The following is a 20,375-nucleotide window of genomic DNA, read 5'->3' as shown; positions in this document are numbered from 1 at the left end:
CTTGTCTCCTATCCGATGGTTGAGAATACCGGGAACGTGTCGAGAAGCCATTGGGCGATTCTCGACATCTGACCGGTCATGAACAACAGCCCCGTGATCACCAGCAGCACGCCCATCGCCTTTTCGACGGTCGCCATGTGCCGCTTGAAGCGGTTTGCCCAGCCGATGAACCGGCTGGCGAACACAGCTGCGAGAACGAAGGGAAGACCGATGCCCAGCGAGTAGACCGCCAGCAGGCCCGCGCCACGCCAGATCGTGTCCTCGGCCCCCGCGATGAACAGGATCGCGGCCAACACCGGGCCGACGCAAGGGGTCCAGCCGAATGCGAAAGCCAGCCCCATGACATACGCACCGATGAAACCCGCCGGCTTGTTGCGCACATCGACGCGCGCTTCGCGATACAGAAAGGCAATCCTGAACACGCCAAGGAAATGCAGCCCCATCACGAGGATGATGACGCCAGCCACGATCGACAGCATGTTGAAATACTGCGCGATCGTCTGCCCGACGATGCTCGCCGTCGCCCCCAGCGCGACGAATACGGTGCTGAAGCCGATGACAAATGCGATGGCGGACCAGATGATCCGCCGTGCGCGGTCGCGCTCCAGTTCTTCGCTCTGCAGATCGGAAAAGCTGACGCCCGCCAGATAGGCGAGGTATGGCGGCACGATCGGCAGCACGCAGGGCGAAACAAACGACAACAGGCCCGCCAGAAAGGCGGCGCCAAAACCGATATCGAACACGTATTTCTCCTCCCCGGTCGCCATCTGGACGAGCGGGCTGTAAAACATGCACACAATGCTATATGTATATGAGGAATGGCAAGCCCGCGGAGCAGGGAAAATGCAAATACGCAATTCAATACTGGCGTTGCTGGCGGCGATCCCGCTTACAGTGGCGGCCGCGATACCAGCGAATGCGGCCGAACTCATCATGTTCGAACAGGCTGGTTGCTCATGGTGTGCGCGGTGGAACGCCGAGATCGGCCCGGCCTATCCAAAGACGGAGGAAGGACAGATCGCGCCGCTGCGCCGCGTCGACATTCACAAGAAGCTGCCGGACGATCTCGCCGGGATTCGCGTCGAGCGCTTCACCCCGACCTTTGTGCTGGTCGACAATGGCGTGGAAATCGGGCGAATGCGCGGTTATACCGGTGACGAGTTTTTCTGGTATCTGCTCGGAGAAATGTTGCAGAAGCTCGATCGGCCTCCGGCCGGTTGAGAAATCCACGCGTTCCGGCTGCGGGATTGCATGTGGAACGGTGGAGGTTTCGAGTTATATATACCGGATTCGATATCTGAAGATCGGAAACGAAAATGCCACTGCCGAAGTTCAACCCGGAAATGCCAATCGCCGACGCCGACGCCCTCATCGAGCAGGCGCGACAGGCGAGCGATCTGCTCAAGGCGCTGTCCCATGAGACCCGGCTGCTGATCCTCTGCATCTTGTCGGAGGGCGAAAAATCCGTTTCCGAACTCGAGGAAATTCTGTCCATGCCGCAGGCGGCAGTGTCTCAGCAACTGGCGCGGCTGCGGTTCGACAGGCTCGTCAACACGCGGCGCGAAGGACGCATGATCTATTACAGCGTCGCCGGCGAGGAAGTCTCGTCGGTCGTCGAGACACTCTACGAACTATTCTGCCGTCCGGTGCGCAGCTAGGAAAACGGAAGTAGCCGACCGGGCGCTTGCTGCGGCTTGCTTGCCAAGCATCGCCAAAACAGGCAGTTTCACCACAACGATGCGCCGGCAAGAAGCGCGGGAGGAGTTGGAATGTTTCTGCTCGATAGCGCGTGGGCGCTGCCGATCGCTGGTGTATTGATAGGCACCGTCGTGGGTTACGTCGCCAGACGCTACCACTTCTGCACCATGTCCGCACTGGAGCGTCACTGGTTTGCCGGCGACAGCACCGGTTTGCGATCCTGGGCACTGGCGGGCGCGGTCGCGCTGGTCCTCACGCAGATCATGCAGGCGCTTGGCTGGATCAACATCTCGCAGAGCTTCTACCTGACCGAGCCCCTGCCCGTGGCCGGCGCCATTATCGGCGGGATCATGTTCGGATTCGGCATGGCGCTTGTCGGCACCTGCGGTTTCGGCGCGATCATCAGGCTGGGCGGCGGCAGCATGCGCGCACTCGTCGTGCTGACCGGCATCGCACTGGCCGCACTCGCCGCACAGCGCGGCCTCCTCGGCCATGTGAGGGTCGGCCTTCTCGACCGATTTTCGATCGATCTCGGCAGTGTCGGAGGCCAGTCCCTCGGCGCACTGCTTTCCCACTACACCGGTCTGGACCTGACCCTGGCGACGGCCGCTGTGGTTGCTGCCGCCCTGTTCTTCTGGATCTTCCGCGACCCCCGGTTCCGCACCGACCGCGAGAAGCTCGTATCGGGCGTCGTCATCGGCGCGGGAATTGCCGGCGGGTGGGTCGTGACCTCGACCTATTCCGGTCGCCTCTTCCAGCCGGTCCAGATCGAGGCCGGATCCTTCGTCATGCCGCTCGGCGACGCCATGCTTCAGATCATCACGGTAACCGGAACACTGCCGGATTACGGCGTCGGCCTCGTCGCCGGCGTTCTGATTGGCGCGACCCTGCGCGCATGGCGCTCGCGCGACATGCGTTGGGAAGCCTGCGACGACGCGCGCGAATTGAGCCGCCATCTCGTGGGGGCTTTCCTGATGGGTACCGGCGGTGTCTTCGCGCTCGGCTGCACCATCGGACAGGGCGTCAGCGCCGTATCCGTCATGGCGCTTTCCGCGCCGCTTGCGCTAGCCGGCATTGCCTTCGGCGCGCGCATGGGCCTCGCCTATCTGCTGGAGGGGACGCCCTTCGCCTTTATGCGCCGTCACGGCCGGCATAGCCAGCCGGCCGAGTAACGCCACTCACACGGCTTCTACGACGCCACGAAACGGTAGCCCGTGCCGTCTTTTTCGACATGGCCGATTCCACCTTCCGGCAGGTGGAAACCGACAATGCGGCTCTGGTCTCCGGCCAGCCGATCGAGAAGAGCGACACGCGTTGCAATCCCGGTTTCCGTGTCCTGATCGGAGCCCGAAGGCCACTCCGGATGCGCAAACGAGATGATCGAGTTCGTCGCCGCGTCGCCGATCACATGCACGCTTTCGCTGCCGTCATGGATCGCGAAGGAGGTATGTCCCGGCGTATGCCCGCGCGTATCCACCGCCTCGATTCCCGGCAAGACCTCGTCGCCCCAGTTGAAGAACTGGATGACGTCTTCCAGCGCCGAAAGCCGGTTTTGCGCGCCAACGACGAAGCTCTTCCTGGCTTCCGGCATCGCATCAAGCGTGTCGTCGGCCCGCCAGTAGTCCCATTCGACCTGGTTGATGTAGTAATTCGCCTCCGGGAAGACGAACTCGTCGAAATCGTCGAGCAGGCCCCAGATATGGTCCGGATGAGCGTGGGTAAACAGCACGTCGGTCACGTCCTCCGGCGAGATTCCGGCCGCGTCGATATTGTCGAGGATCTTGCCCGCGCTCGGCATGAAGTTCGGACCCGAACCGACATCGAACAGAACGACCCGGTCGCCATCCTTGAGGATCGTCACGTTGCAGTCGGGCTCGACCACGCCGCCGGCGCCCTGCCCGGCCGCTTCGAGCAAGGCCACCAGTTCGTCCTGCGGCACGTCCGGAAACACGAAATCCAGCGGCAGGACGAGGTTTCCGTCGCTGACGGTGGTCACCGTCTTCGCGCCAACTGCGATATCGGCGACGGCGCGCGTGCTCAATCCTGGTATGAGCGGCAAGGCAGCCGTCGCGCCGATCAGCGCCATCGCGTCACGACGTGTCAAATCCTTCATATTCATCGTAGTCCTCCCGCGTTTCAAATATTGTCGTATTTGAATATATGCGAAGCTGCTTGATCAAGGTCAACGCCTGAACCCGCTAACTCGGTCATCCATTCGCGGGAGGAAATGCCCATGGAAATGCTGGCGAACGGACTGATCGCAATCATAGACCGCATCGGTGAGAACTGGACGCTGGCGCTTGGTGGCGGCCTGATCGGTGCCCTTTTCGGCGCTTTCGCCCAGCAGAGCCGCTTTTGCCTGCGTGCCGCCACGGTGGAATTCTCGCGCGGCAAGATCGGCGAGAAAGTCACCATCTGGCTCATTGTGTTCACCGCGGCTGTCGCCGGGACGCAGGCGCTCGCCGCCCTCGGTCTCCTGGCAACAACCGAGGCCAGGCAGATCGCCTCGCCGCAAAGCCTCTCGGGCGCGGCGCTCGGCGGCCTCCTGTTCGGCAGCGGCATGGTATTGGCGCGCGGCTGCGCCAGCCGCCTCCTCGTTCTGTCCGCCACAGGGAATCTGCGGGCGCTTCTTTCCGGCCTCGTCTTCGCCGTCGTCGCGCAGGCCAGTTTGCGCGGCTTCCTCTCTCCCTTGCGCGAAACGCTTGCACGGCCGCTGACGACCGTATCGACCGGCGGCAACGACCTGCTTGTGATGACAGGCCTGAACACAACCCAGGCAGCCTCCGCCGGAGCGATCGCCCTTATCCTCGCGGTGATTACCGCCACATGGAGCCGCGCTGGCGCGTGGCGAACCTTCGCGGCATTCCTCGTCGGACTGATGGTGCCGCTTGCATGGCTGTTCACGCACACCATGCGCGGTATCGTCTTCGAGCCGATCCAGATGAACGCTCTGACATTCACCGGTCCGTCTGCCGACACGCTGATGCTTTTCCTGACTCCGCCCGGATCGATGATCGATTTCGAGGTTGGGCTGGTGCCCGGCGTGTTCGCTGGCTCTTTCCTCGCCGCCTGGCTGACCGGACAGTTGAAGCTGCAGGGCTTCCATGACGGCGCATCGATGCGACGCTATCTGCTGGGTGCGGCGATGATGGGTTTCGGCGGCATGCTGGCCGGCGGTTGCGCTGTCGGGGCCGGCGTCACCGGGGCCTCGGTCTTCGCGCTGACGGCATGGATCACGCTCTTTTCGATGTGGCTGTCGGCCGGCGTGACCGATTGGCTGATCGACCGCCGACACGAGGAAGCAGCCCCCGCAACGCCTCCCTTCGGCGTTCCCGCAGCAGAATAGAAGCTACGCCACCGCCCTTGCGAGCGCACACTGAGACCACAGGTCGCAGAGCGCTGTGGCGAGGTGATCGATGTCGGCCTGGGTGTGCAGCGGCGTCGGCGTGATCCTCAGCCGTTCCGTCTTCACCGGAACCGTCGGGTAGTTGATCGGCTGCACATAGATCCCGTAGCTGTCGAGCAGGATGTCGGAGATCCACTTGCACTTCTTCGCATCCCCCACCATCACCGGCACGATGTGGCTCGGGTTGGGCATATGCGGGATACCGCGCGCGTCCAGCGCAGCGCGTACCTTCGCCACATTGGCCTTGTGCATCTCGCGCTCCGCCCGGCTTTCCTTCAAATGCCGGATCGACGCCGTCGCGCCCGCGGCAAGCGAAGGCGGAAGCGCCGTGGTGAAGATGAAGCCCGAGGCAAACGAACGCACGAAGTCGATCAGGTTCGACGAACCGGTGATGTAGCCGCCCATCACACCGAAGGCCTTGCCGAGCGTGCCCTCGATCACCGTCAGACGGTCCATCAGGCCCTCGCGCTCGGCCACCCCGCCGCCGCGCGGACCGTACATGCCGACCGCGTGCACCTCGTCGAGATAGGTCATCGCATTGTGCTTCTCGGCGACCGAGCAGATCTCCGCGATCGGCGCGATGTCGCCATCCATCGAATAGACGCTCTCGAAGGCCACCAGCTTCGGCGCCGCCGGATCGTCCTGGCTCATCAGCCGATCGAGGTCCTTCCAGTCATTGTGCTTGAAGATGCGCTTCTCGCAGCGCGAATGCCGGATGCCCTCGATCATCGAGGCGTGGTTGAGCGCGTCCGAATAGACGATGATGCCGGGGATCTTCGAGGCCAGCGTGCCGAGCGCCGCCCAGTTGGAGACATAGCCGCTCGTGAAGATCAGCGCCGATTCCTTGCCGTGCAGGTCGGCCAGTTCGCGCTCCAGCATGACATGGTAGTGGTTGGTGCCGGAGATGTTGCGCGTGCCGCCCGCGCCGGTGCCGCATTTGTCGATCGCCTCGTGCATCGCCGCGACGACCCTGTCGTTCTGGCCCATGCCGAGATAGTCGTTCGAGCACCAAACCGTCACGTCCTGCTTCGAGCCGTCGGCGCGATACCGCGTCGCCTTCGGGAACTCACCCGCATGCCGCTCGAGATCCGCAAAAACTCGGTAGTTCCCGTCATCACGCAACGACGAAAGACGGTCGGTGAAAAAGTCCTCGAAATGCATAGAGTTTTCCCTATATGTCTCGGGAAAATGCGATACAGCTCCACGTGCGTCAACCGGGATTCGTTGCTGCACTGCACCCTTTACCTGGAACCAGACGCCGCTTCGCCTTGAATCAATCCGGCAACTTGCACCGGCAAACCCTTGTTTCCGGAGCTGACTTCCTGTCAGGACGCGCCTTCCGGCACATAGGAGAAATGTGAGAACCGCGCTTCCTTGCCCTGCCCGGTCATGTCCATCGCGAACATGCCGACGAATGCGCCGGTGAAAGATCCGTGACCGCCGCGCCCGCCCTCATCGGAAATGATCGCAGCATTGAGCTTTGGCCCGATCGGCTGCCACTCGCCGCCCGGCTGCTTCCAGAAGAACTGCTGCAAAGCGTGATCGACCTCGACCTTCATCCCGATCGGCCCGTCTGGACAGGGAAGCGGCTTGTCGAGAGCGTAGGTCAGCGCGCCATCCGGGAAATCGCCCAGGCATGAGACGACCGAAAGCGACCGCCCCTGCCCCGGCTCGTCGGTGACCAGAAGCATGTGAAACTTGAAGCGGTTGTAATAGGTCGCAAGACCCGCCGTCTGCTGATAGGTCGTCGGCTCGAACTCGACTTCGGTCTCGGCGGTATAGACGAAATGCTCTTGCCGCCGCGCGACAAGCGACTGCTCGAACCAGCTGCCCATGCTCTCGCGACCGAACAGGCTGAGCGAGCCATTGTTGATCCGGTAAAGCTTTTCCGTATCCGGCGACCGCAGCCATTGAAATTCCGGCGGCAACTGACCGCCCGTGAAATCGGTGTGATAGGCGACAGGCGGGTTCGGCTCGACATCGGCGAGACCCGGCAGTTCCGTCCGCACAAGCATGCCGCCGCCTTCCAGATAGAGCCAGTCGTCCTCGCCCCATTCGACACGCTCGATACCGGTCTCGCGTCCGAGCGGGCAGAAGCGGCCCGTCCCGTCCGGCCCCGGAATGGGCCGGCCCATCAGGAACGTATGGTAGAACTGCCCGTCATGCGTCTCGACATACTGACCATGCCCGGTCTTCTGGATCGGATGGTCCGGCGCATCCGCCGCGCACATGAGATACTTGTTCGGATGGTCCTCGTATGGCCCCCAGATGGAGCGCGAACGCGCCATCGTCACGGCATGGTCGTAGACCGTGCCCCCCTCCGCGGTGGTCAGGTAATACCAGCCGTTGCGCTTGAAGATGTGCGGCGCCTCGGTCAGTCCGCGCGACGTCCCGAGATAGATGTTCTTCACCGGGCCGAAGAGCCCCTTTTCCGGCGACCACTCCTGCAGGAGAATTCCGTCGAAGCTGGAATTCTCGGGATTCCCGCCGGTGCCGGGACCGCGATAGTTCCACTGCATGTTCATGAAATACTTTCGGCCGTCGTCGTCATGAAAGAGCGACGGGTCGAAGCCGGAATTGTTGACGTACCAGGGGTCGGACCAATCGCCGTCAATGGTCTCGCAGGTGGTGATGTAGTTCGGCGCGTCCTTGAAATTGCCGTCATAGCGCTTGACGTCGGTATAGACGAGCCAGAAGCGGCCATCGGCATGCGACAGGCACGGCGCCCAGATGCCGCAGCTATCGGGATTGCCGCGCATATCGAGCTGCGCCTTTCGGTTCAACGGCCGCGAGACAAGCGTCCAGTTCACGAGATCGCGCGAGTGATGAATCTGAACACCGGGATACCACTCGAACGTGGAGGTCGCGATGAAGTAATCCTCGCCAACGCGGCAGATCGACGGATCCGGATTGAAACCGGGCAGGATCGGGTTACGGATCATCGCTCTGCTGCACCTTTCTGCTGCTCTGCGGATTGCGCCCAGAGATTGATGTTTTCCTCATCGGCATATTTGTCGATCTCGGCGAGTTCTTCCGCCGAAAACTCCAGGTTGGAGACCGCGCCGACGCAATCGATCACTTGGCCCGGCCGCGATGCGCCGATCAGAGCCGTGGTGATGCCGCCGTCGCGCAACACCCAGGCCAGCGCCATCTGCGCCAGCGTCTGGCCGCGCCGCCCGGCGATCTCGTCGAGCTTTCGGATGTGGTGAAGTGCCTGCTCGTTGAGAAACTCGGTCTTCAACGATTTGCCTTGCGCCGCCCTGCTGTCTTCCGGGATACCTTTCAGATACTTGTTCGTCAGCATGCCCTGGGCAAGCGGCGTGAAGGCGATCGAGCCGATGCCCAGTTCCTGCAGCGTATCCTTCAGACCGTCTCGCTCCACCCAGCGGTTGAGCATGTTGTAGGACGGCTGGTGGATCACGCAGGGCGTGCCCAGCTCCTCCAGGATCGCGACCGCTTCGCGCGTCCGCTCGGAATTGTAGGAGGATATCCCGGCGTAGAGCGCCTTGCCGGACCGGACGATCTGGTCAAGCGCGCCCATGGTTTCCTCGAGCGGCGTATCCGGGTCGAAGCGGTGCGAATAGAAGATGTCGACATAGTCGAGCCCCATCCGCTTCAGAGACTGGTCGCAGGAGGCAATGAGATATTTCCGGCTGCCCCATTCGCCATACGGCCCCGGCCACATCATGTAGCCGGCCTTCGACGAGATGATCAGTTCGTCGCGATAACCCCGTAGATCGGTCTTCAGCAACTCGCCCATCGCCTCCTCGGCGCTGCCGGCGGGAGGACCGTAATTGTTGGCGAGATCGAAATGGGTGATGCCGTGATCGAAGGCGGTCTGGACGATGGCGCGCTTTGTGTCGTGCGGCGTGTCGTGGCCGAAATTGTGCCACAGGCCGAGCGAGATCGCCGGCAGCTTCAGGCCGGAATTCCCGCATCGGCGATAAACCATTGTCTCGTAGCGGTTTTCGGCGGGCACATAGGTCATGGCGTTTCCCTGGAATCCTGTTGGCGTTTGACAGGCGCGCCCGCTTGGCCACGCCGCGCGGGCATCAACCCATCAGTTTTCGGGCATCATCCGGCGACAAGGCTTCCGGACGCGCGCATGTCGTCGTCATTTCGACGAAACCGCCGGTCTCACCCGATTTGAGGATCGAAGTCATCACATCGACCGCATGGATGGCAAGGTCGAGCGAACAGCGATGCGCACGGCCGTCGACGATCGCCTGCGCCATGTCAGCGAGACCGGCCGTCCGGTAGTTCGCCCGGGCACCGCCGGGATGCTCTTCGTTTGCAACGCCGAACGGATGTTCCCAGGCTTCCAGCGGCGCGATCTTCCCGTCACGACCGGCATGTTCGACCATGCCGCCGAAGAAGTTCGGATCGGGCACGAAAAGCGAGCCTTCGAGGCCGTAGAGTTCCATATTCGCATGGCGGTGCGCCCACACGTCCCAACTCGCCGACAGCGTGATCGTCGCTCCGTTTTCGAACTCCAGCAGCGCGTGGATGTTGGTCGGTGTCGCGACCGGGATTTCCTCGCCCTTGCGCGGGTTGGAGAGGATCGTGCGCGTCGGCGTCGCCGAAGAAGTCAGCGCGCCCACCCGTTTCACCGGACCGATCAGCTGAATCAGGTTTGTGATGTAGTAAGGCCCGATATCGAGCACCGGACCGGCACCCGGCATGAAGAAGAAATCGGGGTTCGGATGCCAGTGTTCCATGCCATGCGACATGACATGGCATGTGCCCGCAACGACATCGCCGATCAGCCCTTCATCGATACGCGCTCGCGCCAGCTGGTGCGCGCCGCCAAGGAAGGTGTCAGGCGCCGACCCGACCCGTAGGCCCTTCTCGTCAGCCAGCGTCCGCAGGGCCTTGCCCTCTTCCAGCGTGAGAACCAGCGGCTTTTCGGAATAAGCGTGCTTGCCCGCATCGAGGATCGACTTCGTCACCGTGAAATGCGCATCCGGGATGGTCAGGTTGACGACGACGTCGATCTCCTTCGAGGCGAGAAGTTCGGCGACGTCCATCGCCATGACGCCGTACTCGTCGGCACGCGCCTTCGCGGCCCCGATATTGAGATCCGCCACAGCGCGGATTTCCAGCGCCTTGAACAGGGGAGCAAGGCGCAGATAGGACGTCGAGATATTGCCGCATCCGATGATGCCGACACGAAGCTTGTTCATGACAGAGTTCCTCAAAGGGTACGGGCGGTTTCGATCGAGCGGCGCGCGAAGCGTTCGTGATCGCTCGGATTGTCGTGCTCCATGACGAACCAGCGCGCGCCCGTCTCGCGCAGCGCGGCCATGATCGCCTGCCAGTCCATGACACCATGGCCGACATCGGCCCAGCCGTCCTCGTCGGTGCATTCGCCCTGGGGCGCGATGTCCTTGACATGGACCGCGGCGATGCGCCCGGCATATTTGTCGATCCATGCGAGCGGATCCTGCCCGCCCCGCACAACCCAGGCGACATCCAGTTCCAGCGCAAGGTCCGGATCGCCCGCGAGGATCAGATCAAGCGGCATCTCGCCGGTCCCGGTCGCCGCGAATTCGAAATCGTGATTGTGCCAGCCGAAGGTCAGTCCGGCATCGCGAAACGGCGCGGCGGCCGCGGATAGCTCTTCGCCCAGCGCGCGCCAGCCGGCCGCATCCGCCGGGCGCTGGTCCGGTGCGATGAATGGCGCGAACACGCCCTGTATGCCGAGCGCCCCGGCGATATCCAGCACGCGTTGAGGTTCGTCGCGTATCATGTCGAGGCCGAAATGCCCGGTCGGCATGGAAAGACCGCTCGCCGCGAGACCCGCCTTCAGGTCGTCGAGCGCATCTGTGTCCGCGAACAACGCGCCATACCCCTCAACCTGTTTGTAACCGAGCCTGCCCAGCATTCCGAGGGTCTCGGAAAGCGGCGGAAAATTTCTGGAGCTGTAGAGCTGGTAGGAAAACTCGGTCATCGCAACATCCCTGGAATAGGCTCAACTGAGCCAGTGGTCGTAATCGGAAACGAGGAGATGGAGCGGATCGGCATCCTCCTCGACTGTGGAGAACCGGCCGATCGGCTCGCGGAAAATATTGTCGGTCCGGTCGTCATTGACGTTGGAGACCTCGCCGATGAGTACCTTGCCGCCCTCTCCCCAGAAGGCATGCCAGGTGTCCGGCTCCAGCGTCACGCTCTCGCCCGGGGCCAGTTTCAGCAACCCGCCAGCCGGCAGGCTGCGGGTCGTGCCGTCGGTAAACACCCGCACCGCGTCGCTGTCGCTGATCGACCCGTCCGGGTTCGCCTTGAACAATTCGAGGACAAGCGTCCCGCCGCCCTTGTTGATGATGTCCTCGGTTTTGAGATTGTGACGATGCATCGGCGAGATCTGGTTCTCGCCGGAGATCATGATCTTCTCGGCATAGAGCATGCCCCGGCCCGCATCGACATTCGCGTTGTTGCCGTTGCGAACCGTGAACAGGAACAGACCCAGTTCCTCGAACCGGCCCTGACCGTAGTCCGTGATGTCCCATCCCATGCTATGATCGCGGATGCGGGCGCTGTCGCTTGCCACGCGTGCCTTCAATTCGTCGGGCGACCAGTATGCAAAAGACGGCATGACATAGCCGAAGGAACGGATGAAGGCGTCGCTTTCGCGAATGATGTCGTTGATGACCGAGCGTTTCATGATGGACCACATGTTGCAGAGTGGAGATCGCGAACGGTGAAGGCCGGTTTTGCGCCGGCGAACTCGGGCGTGAAGGCGATCTCTGCTTCGTGTCCGGGGAAAAGCGTGAAGGCGTCGTCGGAGAAACGGCCCGGGATGTCCGCCTCGATCGAAACGAAGAAGGCGGGCTTTTCCGCACAGAGTTTTAGACGCCATGCGGCGTCCTCGCAATGCGCCTCGACACCTATGCGACAGGCGATGATTTCGTTGTCCTTCAGGCTGTCCACCGCCGCCTCGGACATGGATCGGGCGTGACCGTCATTGGACAGCGCCCAAAGGCCCGATAGATCCGGCGATACCACCGCCGGATGCGGCGGTGCGACAGGTGTCACATGTGCATTCATGACGGCAGCGCGTCCTACATGCGGTTTTCGGTTTGCTTGTCGAAGATCGAGGCCAGCGACAGGTTGAAGCCGAGGCGAATTTTCTCGCCGGGCGAAAAGCGGCGTGAAGAATCGACGCGCGCCGAAAGCGTCTGCCCGGCAAAGGTGATCCAGACCAGGCTGTCGGCACCCATCGGTTCGTCCAGATCGACTGTCCCGGTATAAATCGCCGACGCGGACTCCTGGTCCTCCGCCACGATTTCCACGTGTTCCGGACGGACACCGAACACCGCATCGGCCTCCGGCCTGATCGCGTTGTCAGCCACATAGCCGTCCAGCGGAATTTCGTTTTCGCCGATCCGAAAGACGTGCCCGTCGCCTTTGGCGACGATATCGCCGTCGAGGAAACTCATCGAGGGCGACCCGATGAAGCCGGCGACATAGAGATTGCTCGGCCGGTTGTAGATCGTATGCGGGTCGGCGAGTTGCTGGATGACGCCGCCCTTCATCACGGCGATGCGGTCTGCAAGCGTCAGCGCCTCGATCTGGTCGTGCGTGACGTAGATCATCGTGTTGTGGGCGAGCTTCTGGTGCAGCCGCTTGAGCTCGACGCGCAGTTCAGACCGAAGCTTGGCATCGAGATTGGAGAGCGGTTCGTCGAAAAGGAAAACGCCGGCTTCCCGCACCAGCGCGCGGCCAATGGCCACGCGCTGGCGCTGCCCCCCCGAAAGATGTGCGGGCTTGCGCTGAAGATAGGGCTCGATCTGCAGCATCTTGGCCGCGCGATCGACGCGTTCGCGGATTTCGGCGCGCGGAACGCCCTGGTTCTTCAGCCCGAAAGAGAGATTTCCCTCAACCGTCATCTGCGGATAGAGCGCGTAGGACTGGAACACCATGCCGATGCCCCGGTCCTTCGGCTGCTCCCACGTCACGTTCTTCCCATTGATGAAGATCTGCCCATCCGACACGTCCAACAGGCCGGCGATGCAGTTGAGCAAGGTCGATTTCCCGCAGCCCGACGGCCCCAGAAGGACGAGGAATTCACCTTCGCCGACATCGAGATTGAGTTTCTCCAGGACGCGGACAGCCCCGAAATTCAGGCTTACATCGCGGATGGATACGCTATGCATTGCAATCAACCTTTCACGGCGCCGGCGGCGATACCGCGGACGAACAGCTTGCCGGACACGAAGTAGATGACGAGAGGAACGAGGCCGGTCAGCAGCGTCGCCGCCATGTTGACGTTGTACTCCTTCACCCCCTGCACCGAGTTGACGATGTTGTTGAGCTGCACGGTCATCGGCCAGAAGTCCGGCTTGGTGTAGACCGTGCCAAAGAGGAAGTCGTTCCAGATGCCGGTGACCTGAATGATCATCGCGACAACGAAGATCGGCAGGCTCATCGGCAGCATGATCCGGAAATAGATGCCCCAATAGCCGGCGCCGTCGACGCGAGCGGCCTTGAACAGTTCTTCGGGCAGCGAGGTGAAGTAGTTCCGGAACAAAAGCGTCAGGATAGGCATCCCGAACACCGAGTGAACGATCACCAAACCCGTCAGCGACCCGTAGAGGCCGATTTCCCGCAGAATGATCACGACCGGATAGAGCATCACCTGATAGGGGATGAACGCGCCGAAGATCAGGATCGTGAAGAAGAAATTGTCGCCTTTGAAGCGCCAGTTGGCGAGGCCGTAGCCGTTAACGGAGGCGATCGCGATCGATACAATCACGGAAGGAATGGTGATACGGACGGAGTTCCAGAATCCCCTGCTCAGACCGTCGCAATTCAGACCCGTACAGGCCTCGCCCCACGCCTTGAGCCAAGGCTGGAAAGTAATCTCCAGCGGCGGCGAAAACACATTGCCGACGCGGATCTCGGGCATGCCCTTCAGCGAGGTGACCACCATCACGTAAAGCGGCAGCAGATAGTAGATCGATACGACGATCAGCGTGCCGTAGAGCATGATGTTGCGGCGCGAGAGCGCGCGCACCGGCCGCGGACCGCGCGGACCGTCGTCGGTACGGGTTTCCTCGGGCAAGCCGATCGACGCGGCGGCCGTAGCGGTGGCGATATCAGTCATTTTTCCGGCCCCCGAATTCCATCATGGCCCACGGCACGACCACAACCAGGACCGCGAGCAGCATCATCGTCGATGCGGCGAAGGCCTGGCCGAGATTCTGGGCGCGGAACATGTAGTCGTAGACGTATTTGGCGGGCATTTCGGTCGCCAGCCCGGGGCCGCCGCTGGTTTGCGCGACCACGAGGTCGTAGACCCGGATGATACCGCTGGTGATCAGCACCAGCGCCGTTATGAAGACAGGCCGCAACATCGGGATGATGATGAACAGATAGGTCTTCCATGTCGGAATGCCGTCGATCCGCGCCGCCTTCCAGATTTCCTCGTCGATGCCGCGAAGCCCGGCGAGCATCAGCACCATCACGAGCCCCGAGCCCTGCCATAGCGCGGCGAGCATGACGCCGAAGATCGCGAGATCGGCATTGTAGAGCGGATCGAAAGCAAAGTTTTCCCAGCCGAGATCGCGCACGATCCCCTGAATGCCGAATTCGGGATTGAGCAGCCACTGCCAAACCAGACCAGTCACGATAAAGGACAGCGCGAAGGGATAGAGCATGATGGTCCGGAACGTGTTCTCGAACCGGATCTTCTGGTCCATCAAGGCAGCCAGAAGGAAGCCGATAACGAAACTGAGGACCAGCATCGACAGGCCGTAAACCGCCAGATTCTCGATCGATACGATCCAGCGATTGGTGTTCCAGAGCCGTTCATACTGGTCGAGACCGACCCATTCCAGCTTGGGCAGCAGCTTGGACTTCGTAAACGAATAGACGACCGTCCAGCCTGTCCCTCCGATGAAGACCACCATCGCGGTCAGGATCATCGGAATCGCTGCGATCTTCGCCGTCTTGTTGCGAAAAAGCTGGTTCGGGCGTCCCGAAGCCATGCGCATTCCCCGTGCGTTTTTATTGGCCGGCTGGATGCCGGCCCGCCATTGCGGCAGGCCGGCACGATACGTGTCTGAGCGGATCAGTCAGCGCTGGCGATAATTTTGGCGAAACGCTCCTGCGCGTCTTCCGGCGTGATCGATGCGTCGGCGAAGAACTCCGCGAACAGATCGTTGATCTGCGACGTCGTGTCCGGCGTGAGCAGCTGGTTGGTATCCGGCACCAGCTTGTTTTCGGACAGCAGCTTCAGGCCCTTCTGCATGCAATCATTGGCGGTCGACATATCGATGTCGCCACGAACCGGCAGCGAGCCCTTCTTCAGGTTGAAGGCAACCTGCACGGCAGGCTTCAGAAGAAGCGCTGCGAGTTCGGCCTGCGCCGCGGATTTCTCCTCGTCGTCCAGGACCGGGAAGTAGAACGCGTCACCGCCTGTGCCGAGAACTTCAGTCACGCCCAGACCCGGAAGGCAAGAATACTCGGTGCCCGCCTTCTGATCGGCGACGGAAAATTCGCCCTGTGCCCAGTCACCCATGATCTGACCGCCGGCCTTGCCGGTGATCACGAGGTTGGTCGCCTCGTTCCAGGACTGGACGGTCGAGCCCTCCGACATTTCGCGCGCATCGGCAGCAGCCTTGAACACACGGGCAACCTCAGGACCAGCCGCGACCTCGGCGTCCTTGTCGCCATAGACCTTGTTGAAGATCTCGACGGGAACGAGAGACGACATGAGAACGTTGAAAAGACCGCTCTGCTGCCAGCTTTGCTGACCCACAGCCATCGGAAGAATGCCCTTCTCCCTGAGAGCCGGAGCGGCGGCGACGAACTCATCCCAATTGGTCGGGACCGGAACGCCGGCATCCTCATAGGCTTTGTGAGAAAGCCACAGCCACTGCCAGGAGTGGATGTTGACGGGGGTGCAGTAGATGCGTCCATCAACCGTGCAGCCATCGAGCAGCGACGGCGGATTGACCTTTTCCTTCCAGCCTTCGGCTTCGGCGATATCGGTCAGGTCACGCAGTAGACCGGCTTCGATCAGATCCTCCGCCTGACGTCCGTGGTTGAACTGGAAAGCGCCCATCGGATCGCCGCCGGTGATGCGGCTGACCATGATGGCGCGGGCCTGCTCTCCCGGGCCGGCGAAGGCGGCATCGACCCATTTGTTGCCGGTGGCATCGAAAGCCTTGGCAAACTCCCCAACGGCAGCCGCTTCGCCGCCACTGGTCCACCAGTGCATGACCTCAAGATCTGTTGCGTGAGCGGTGGCGGCCGGCAAAACCGCCGACACGGCCAACCCCGCAATTGTTGAACGAAGACGCATGTTTTCCTCCCTGCGAACTGTAACGTTGCAGTGGAACTGTATGGCAAGGATTTTTCCCGCGCAACAGGGTCCGCAAAATTTTATTCGAGCATCAAAAAAATACGAAAATCATCGCGAAAACCCGGAATACAGGGCTCTTTGTCAATGAATTCGAGGGTAAACCCGAGGAGGGCACCCGCCTTCGGCAGCGCAATATCTCTTTTTGCGCTGCAGCAAACTTTAACGTTTGTGTTAACCGGCGCATGTTTGTTGAAACCACACTGCCGACGGGCCTATAGTCCCCCCGAGTCTAAGGGGCGGAACCGGAATGGCGCTAAAAACAAAAGGGAAACAGAGCGAAGCGGCGGAACCCGCGTCCGGCCCGCCGACACTGAAGTCCATCGCCTTCATGACCGGTTACTCGATCACCACCGTTTCGCGCGCGCTCAAGGATGCGCCGGATATCGGTGAGGAGGCCAAGAAACGGGTGCGGCTGGTGGCCAAGCAGATCGGCTACCGTCCGAACCGCGCGGGCGTGCGCCTGAGAACCGGCAAGACGAACGTGATCAGCCTCGTTCTGAACACCCAGGAAGAGGTCATGGGCCTGACATCCCAGATGGTTCTCGGCATTTCCGACGTGCTGCGCGGCACGCCTTACCATCTCGTCGTAACGCCCTACTCCCTGGAAAACGATTCCATGGAGCCAATGCGCTACATCGTCGAGACGGGCTCCGCCGACGGCGTCATCCTGTCGCGCATCGAAATGCAGGACCGACGCGTGCGCTATCTTTCCGAGCACGGCATGCCGTTCGCCACCCATGGCCGCACGGACATGGGCATCGATCACCCCTGGCATGACTTCGACAATGAGCGCTTTGGCCATGACGCCGCCAACATGCTGGCGGAGCGGGGTGTCAAGCGTGCGACTCTGATCGGGCCGCCGGACAACCTAACCTATGCGCGCCACATGAAGACGGGCTTTGCCACCGGCCTCCGCGAGCATGGAATGCAGCAGGTCGCGCTCGACACGGTCACCGTCGACGACACGCTCGATACGATCCAGGCCGGCGTCTACGAAATCATGCGCGGACCCGGACGGCCCGATGGCATCGTCTGCGGCAGCGGCGGCGCCGCTATCGCCGCTTCTGCCGGCGTCGAACAGGCAGGCCTTTCGCTCGGTCGGGATGTGCAGCTCGTTTCCAAGCAGCACACCAACATCCTCAAGCGGTTCCGCAAGGATATCGACGTCATCAACGAGGATGTCCGCCAGGGCGGCCGCGATTTGGCGACCTGCGTGATTCGCTCGATCGAGGGCGTTCCGGCCGACGAACTCCACTTCCTGTCCTATCCCGACGATCCGGCGGAAATGCCGGGCGTGCCCCTGGCCCTGCCGAAAGTCGCTGTCTAGAAACGGCGCATCCGGCGGTCGACGCGTTCAAGGAAATTCTGGCGCGACTGCGGCGTCGAGACATCCATGAGGTAATGAGCGAGAAACAGCGTCTTGCAGCGCTTCGCGAACAGCGCGCGCATGCCGCGCAGCAGCGTGCGTTTTCCCGGATGGCCGACCACGTAGGACCACCAGCGCGGCGCTCCGCAGGTGGTCACCACGCCAAGCTTGCGAATGTGTGTCATCAGCGGCGTGATGCGCTTGGTGTCGGGCGAAATGGCGAAGGTGATCTCCGGTGTCCACACACGGTCGAGCCACCCTTTCAGCATCGCCGGCAAACCGTACCACCATGTCGGATAGACGAACACCAGCCCCTCTGCCCAGGCGAGATGCTCGGCATGGTCGGGGGCCGGATGCTGGTCCTTTTGCATCTCGTTGTAGCAGCGGCGTTCCTCGCATCCCATCACAGGATTGAAACCTTCCGCGTAGAGATCGATCAGACGCGTCTCGTTGCCGCTTTCGGCCAGCGCCTTCATAACCGTGTCCTTCAAGGCCGCGCCAAAGCTCTCGGGAACCGGATGACAGAAAATAACCAGTATGCGCATCAGAAAGCGTCCATCGCCTTTTCCACGCGACCGATGAAGCGCGTGCGCGTCTCGTCGGTCGAGCGGTTCATGTCGTAATGGGCAAGATAGTCGAACGGCGCGCCCGGCTTGACGATCACGCGGAGCACGCGATTGACGGCCTTGCGCGGCGGGTCTCCAACGAGGAACGCGCGCAGCCGGTTGCCGCCATAGGTCGTCACCACACCGACCTTGCGGATATTGTGCAGGCACGGACTTGCCTTGCCGTCCCTCATCTCGAACGAGACGCCCGGCAGGAAAACGCGGTCGAAGAAACCCTTCAGGATCGCCGGATAGCCGAAATTCCAGACCGGATAGCTCATCACCAGCGCCTCGGCCGCGCGCAGCCGTTCCACATACCCCTTGACCGATTCGGTATTGGGCCCGATCTCGTGATAGTTCAGCCGCTCATCGCGCGTCAGCCGCGGATCGAAATCTTCGGCGTATAAATCGCAGTCGTCGACATCGTGCCCGCTCGCCGTGAGCCGGTCTACGATCCGCCGGTGCAGATGCCCGTTATAGCTTTCGGCGACGGGATGCGCATGCAGGACCAGAACGCGCATTGACTTACCCCGCCTTCTGCAAACCTTTGAACAGCCACACCTCTCCGGTGTTGAAGTCGTAATCCGGGTTCTCCCAGGCGATCATCTTTCCCGGATTGAGAAGACCTTTCGGATCGGCCTCGCGCTTGAAGGCAAGCTGGATTTCGTCGGTCTGCTTCATCCCGCCCTCTTCAAGTGTGTAGCGATGCGGATTGAAGATCGGCGCACCTTCGCGATTGAAGATCTCGATGATCTCGTCCAGCCGCTCTTCGCTGGTAAAACGCACCATCGGCAGGCCGAAACAGGTGATGTCGCCGTCGAACCGCACGAACTCCAGATGATCGATGAGCTCGCCCTTGAACATGCGGTGGAGCTTCTCGACCAGCGCAAGCTGGTTCGGGAACGGATAGAGCACCTGGAGATAAGTGATCGCCGGTTCGATGCGCAGCCCGCGCAATGTCGTGTGGTTCCAGGCGAGTTCATAGGCCAGGGGCAGGCCCCGCAACTCCTCCTCGTCCAGTTCGGCGCGGTTGAAGGCGACCCGGCCGCCCTCGCGCGCCGTGAAGGCCAGAAAGGCGTCGAGCGACTGCGGCGCAACCATGCAGATAACGACATTGTCGCCTTCTTCGAGAAACTTCCGGTGCCGCTTGAAATAATCGAACGGCGCCGGCGCGGAAACGACGGTATTCAGCTTGAGGAGGACGCCGTCGAGCCGGCCGAGCGTATTGGCATAGGTCGCAGCCTCCAGGAAATCGTCGAAGGCCACGATCACATCGACCCAGTCATAGGCCGCGGTCAGCGGCAGTTCCACCTCGGTGATAATGCCATTCGTGCCATAGGCATGGGTGACCTTGTGCAGATCTGCGCCTGTGAGTTCGAGCACCCGCGGCTCTTCCTCCATCGTCACCACGCGCAGCCGGATGACATTTCCGAAATCGCGCAACCCGCCCCAGCGCGTCGACCCGATGCCGCCGGAACCGCCGGCGATGAAACCGCCGACAGTGGCGGTATGCGCGGTGGAGGGATGCATGCGCATTTCCTGGCCGGAATGCTCGCGCGTAGCCGCATCCAGCTTGGCGCAAATGACGCCCGGGCCGACAACGGCCCTTCCCGGCGCGATCTCCTTGATCTCGTCCATGTCGGCCAGCGACAGGACCACGCCGCCCGACAGCGGCATTGCCTGGCCGTAATTTCCCGTGCCGGTGCCGCGCGGCGTTACCGGTACGCCGTGCTTGTAACAGGCCTTGAGAACCTGAATGACCTCGTCCTCGGTCTTCGGCGAAACGATCAGGTCGCCGGTTACATGGTCCAGCCGCTCCTTCAGGACCGGCGAATACCAGTAGAAATCGCGGCTTTTCTGCTGAACGATCTTATCGTTGTCCTCGACCTTGATGCCCTCGATATCCGCCCTGAACGCCTGCAAATCCATCATCGT

21 protein-coding genes are annotated in these 20,375 nt (G+C 61.8%); 5 read left to right on the top strand and 16 right to left on the bottom strand.

Annotated elements, in window-relative coordinates; genetic code table 11:
- Positions 1-8: 8 nt before the first annotated feature.
- Positions 9-767, bottom strand: coding sequence for a cytochrome c biogenesis CcdA family protein (locus ACQK2M_RS12020; protein ID WP_425420028.1), 759 nt, complete (start codon positions 765-767; stop codon positions 9-11).
- Between the two features lie 76 nt (positions 768-843).
- Here ACQK2M_RS12020 and ACQK2M_RS12015 point away from each other — a divergent pair, with 76 nt between their 5' ends.
- From ACQK2M_RS12015 to ACQK2M_RS12005, 3 genes are all read left to right on the top strand, one after another.
- Complete coding sequence (locus ACQK2M_RS12015; RefSeq protein WP_223475228.1) at positions 844-1,221, top strand: transcriptional regulator; 378 nt, start codon at positions 844-846, stop codon at positions 1,219-1,221.
- Positions 1,222-1,316: 95 nt separating this feature from the next.
- Positions 1,317-1,658, top strand: coding sequence for an ArsR/SmtB family transcription factor (locus tag ACQK2M_RS12010; RefSeq protein WP_223475229.1), 342 nt, complete (start codon positions 1,317-1,319; stop codon positions 1,656-1,658).
- A gap of 111 nt (positions 1,659-1,769) precedes the next feature.
- Positions 1,770-2,870: a YeeE/YedE family protein gene (locus ACQK2M_RS12005; RefSeq protein ID WP_425418009.1), complete on the top strand. Its 1,101-nt coding sequence runs from the start codon at positions 1,770-1,772 to the stop codon at positions 2,868-2,870.
- Positions 2,871-2,887: 17 nt separating this feature from the next.
- Here ACQK2M_RS12005 and ACQK2M_RS12000 read toward each other — a convergent pair whose 3' ends face one another.
- Complete coding sequence (locus ACQK2M_RS12000) at positions 2,888-3,817, bottom strand: MBL fold metallo-hydrolase (RefSeq protein WP_425418008.1); 930 nt, start codon at positions 3,815-3,817, stop codon at positions 2,888-2,890.
- A gap of 114 nt (positions 3,818-3,931) precedes the next feature.
- Between ACQK2M_RS12000 and ACQK2M_RS11995 the strand changes: the two genes are divergently transcribed.
- On the top strand, positions 3,932-5,044 hold the full coding sequence (locus tag ACQK2M_RS11995; protein ID WP_425418007.1) for a YeeE/YedE family protein: 1,113 nt from the start codon (positions 3,932-3,934) through the stop codon (positions 5,042-5,044).
- A gap of 3 nt (positions 5,045-5,047) precedes the next feature.
- On the opposite strand, the gene hemA is transcribed toward ACQK2M_RS11995, so the two are convergent.
- From hemA to ACQK2M_RS11940, 11 genes are all read right to left on the bottom strand, one after another.
- A complete protein-coding gene (hemA, locus tag ACQK2M_RS11990) occupies positions 5,048-6,265 on the bottom strand; it encodes a 5-aminolevulinate synthase (protein ID WP_425418006.1) in 1,218 nt (405 codons plus the stop codon).
- Positions 6,266-6,429: 164 nt separating this feature from the next.
- Positions 6,430-8,046 (bottom strand): glycoside hydrolase family 43 protein, encoded by a 1,617-nt coding sequence (locus tag ACQK2M_RS11985; protein WP_425418005.1) that lies wholly within the window; start codon positions 8,044-8,046, stop codon positions 6,430-6,432.
- Positions 8,043-9,092 (bottom strand): L-glyceraldehyde 3-phosphate reductase, encoded by a 1,050-nt coding sequence (gene mgrA / locus ACQK2M_RS11980; RefSeq protein WP_223475235.1) that lies wholly within the window; start codon positions 9,090-9,092, stop codon positions 8,043-8,045. Before mgrA ends, ACQK2M_RS11985 begins: the two co-directional genes overlap by 4 nt.
- 64 nt (positions 9,093-9,156) lie before the next feature.
- On the bottom strand, positions 9,157-10,287 hold the full coding sequence (locus ACQK2M_RS11975) for a Gfo/Idh/MocA family protein (RefSeq protein WP_425418004.1): 1,131 nt from the start codon (positions 10,285-10,287) through the stop codon (positions 9,157-9,159).
- Between the two features lie 11 nt (positions 10,288-10,298).
- A complete protein-coding gene (locus tag ACQK2M_RS11970; RefSeq protein WP_425418003.1) occupies positions 10,299-11,054 on the bottom strand; it encodes a sugar phosphate isomerase/epimerase family protein in 756 nt (251 codons plus the stop codon).
- A gap of 21 nt (positions 11,055-11,075) precedes the next feature.
- The gene (locus tag ACQK2M_RS11965; RefSeq protein ID WP_425418002.1) at positions 11,076-11,765 is read right to left on the bottom strand and encodes a D-lyxose/D-mannose family sugar isomerase; all 690 of its coding nucleotides are present in this window, start codon (positions 11,763-11,765) and stop codon (positions 11,076-11,078) included.
- Complete coding sequence (locus tag ACQK2M_RS11960) at positions 11,762-12,148, bottom strand: glycoside hydrolase family 2 protein (RefSeq protein ID WP_425418001.1); 387 nt, start codon at positions 12,146-12,148, stop codon at positions 11,762-11,764. Before ACQK2M_RS11960 ends, ACQK2M_RS11965 begins: the two co-directional genes overlap by 4 nt.
- Positions 12,149-12,162: 14 nt before the next feature.
- Entirely contained in the window at positions 12,163-13,257 is a 1,095-nt protein-coding gene (locus ACQK2M_RS11955) for an ABC transporter ATP-binding protein (protein WP_425418000.1), read from the bottom strand.
- A gap of 5 nt (positions 13,258-13,262) precedes the next feature.
- Positions 13,263-14,090 carry a carbohydrate ABC transporter permease gene (locus ACQK2M_RS11950; protein ID WP_425420027.1) on the bottom strand — a complete coding sequence of 276 codons (828 nt, stop codon included), beginning with the start codon at positions 14,088-14,090 and terminating at the stop codon, positions 13,263-13,265.
- A 109-nt stretch (positions 14,091-14,199) separates the two neighbouring features.
- Positions 14,200-15,090, bottom strand: coding sequence for a carbohydrate ABC transporter permease (locus ACQK2M_RS11945; protein ID WP_223475242.1), 891 nt, complete (start codon positions 15,088-15,090; stop codon positions 14,200-14,202).
- 83 nt (positions 15,091-15,173) lie between these two features.
- Positions 15,174-16,409: an ABC transporter substrate-binding protein gene (locus tag ACQK2M_RS11940; protein WP_425417999.1), complete on the bottom strand. Its 1,236-nt coding sequence runs from the start codon at positions 16,407-16,409 to the stop codon at positions 15,174-15,176.
- Positions 16,410-16,716: 307 nt separating this feature from the next.
- On the opposite strand from ACQK2M_RS11940, the gene ACQK2M_RS11935 reads away from it, so the two are divergent.
- The gene (locus ACQK2M_RS11935) at positions 16,717-17,796 is read left to right on the top strand and encodes a LacI family DNA-binding transcriptional regulator (RefSeq protein WP_425417998.1); all 1,080 of its coding nucleotides are present in this window, start codon (positions 16,717-16,719) and stop codon (positions 17,794-17,796) included.
- Here ACQK2M_RS11935 and ACQK2M_RS11930 read toward each other — a convergent pair.
- Genes ACQK2M_RS11930 through ACQK2M_RS11920 form a run of 3 tightly spaced genes read right to left on the bottom strand, consistent with a single transcriptional unit; the run spans position 17,793 to position 20,369 of the window.
- Positions 17,793-18,380: an NAD(P)H-dependent oxidoreductase gene (locus tag ACQK2M_RS11930; RefSeq protein ID WP_223475245.1), complete on the bottom strand. Its 588-nt coding sequence runs from the start codon at positions 18,378-18,380 to the stop codon at positions 17,793-17,795. The genes ACQK2M_RS11935 and ACQK2M_RS11930 overlap by 4 nt on opposite strands.
- Complete coding sequence (locus ACQK2M_RS11925) at positions 18,380-18,961, bottom strand: NAD(P)H-dependent oxidoreductase (RefSeq protein ID WP_223475246.1); 582 nt, start codon at positions 18,959-18,961, stop codon at positions 18,380-18,382. Before ACQK2M_RS11925 ends, ACQK2M_RS11930 begins: the two co-directional genes overlap by 1 nt.
- 4 nt (positions 18,962-18,965) lie before the next feature.
- Positions 18,966-20,369, bottom strand: coding sequence for an FAD-binding oxidoreductase (locus ACQK2M_RS11920; protein ID WP_425420026.1), 1,404 nt, complete (start codon positions 20,367-20,369; stop codon positions 18,966-18,968).
- Between the last annotated feature and the right edge of the window lie 6 nt (positions 20,370-20,375).

Origin of the sequence: Oricola indica (assembly GCF_965227485.1) — a bacterium.
GTDB classification, from domain to species: Bacteria; Pseudomonadota; Alphaproteobacteria; order Rhizobiales; family Rhizobiaceae; genus Oricola; species Oricola indica.
The sequence above is the reverse complement of the archived record's forward strand: the minus strand, read 5'-3'. Positions and strand labels throughout refer to the sequence as shown.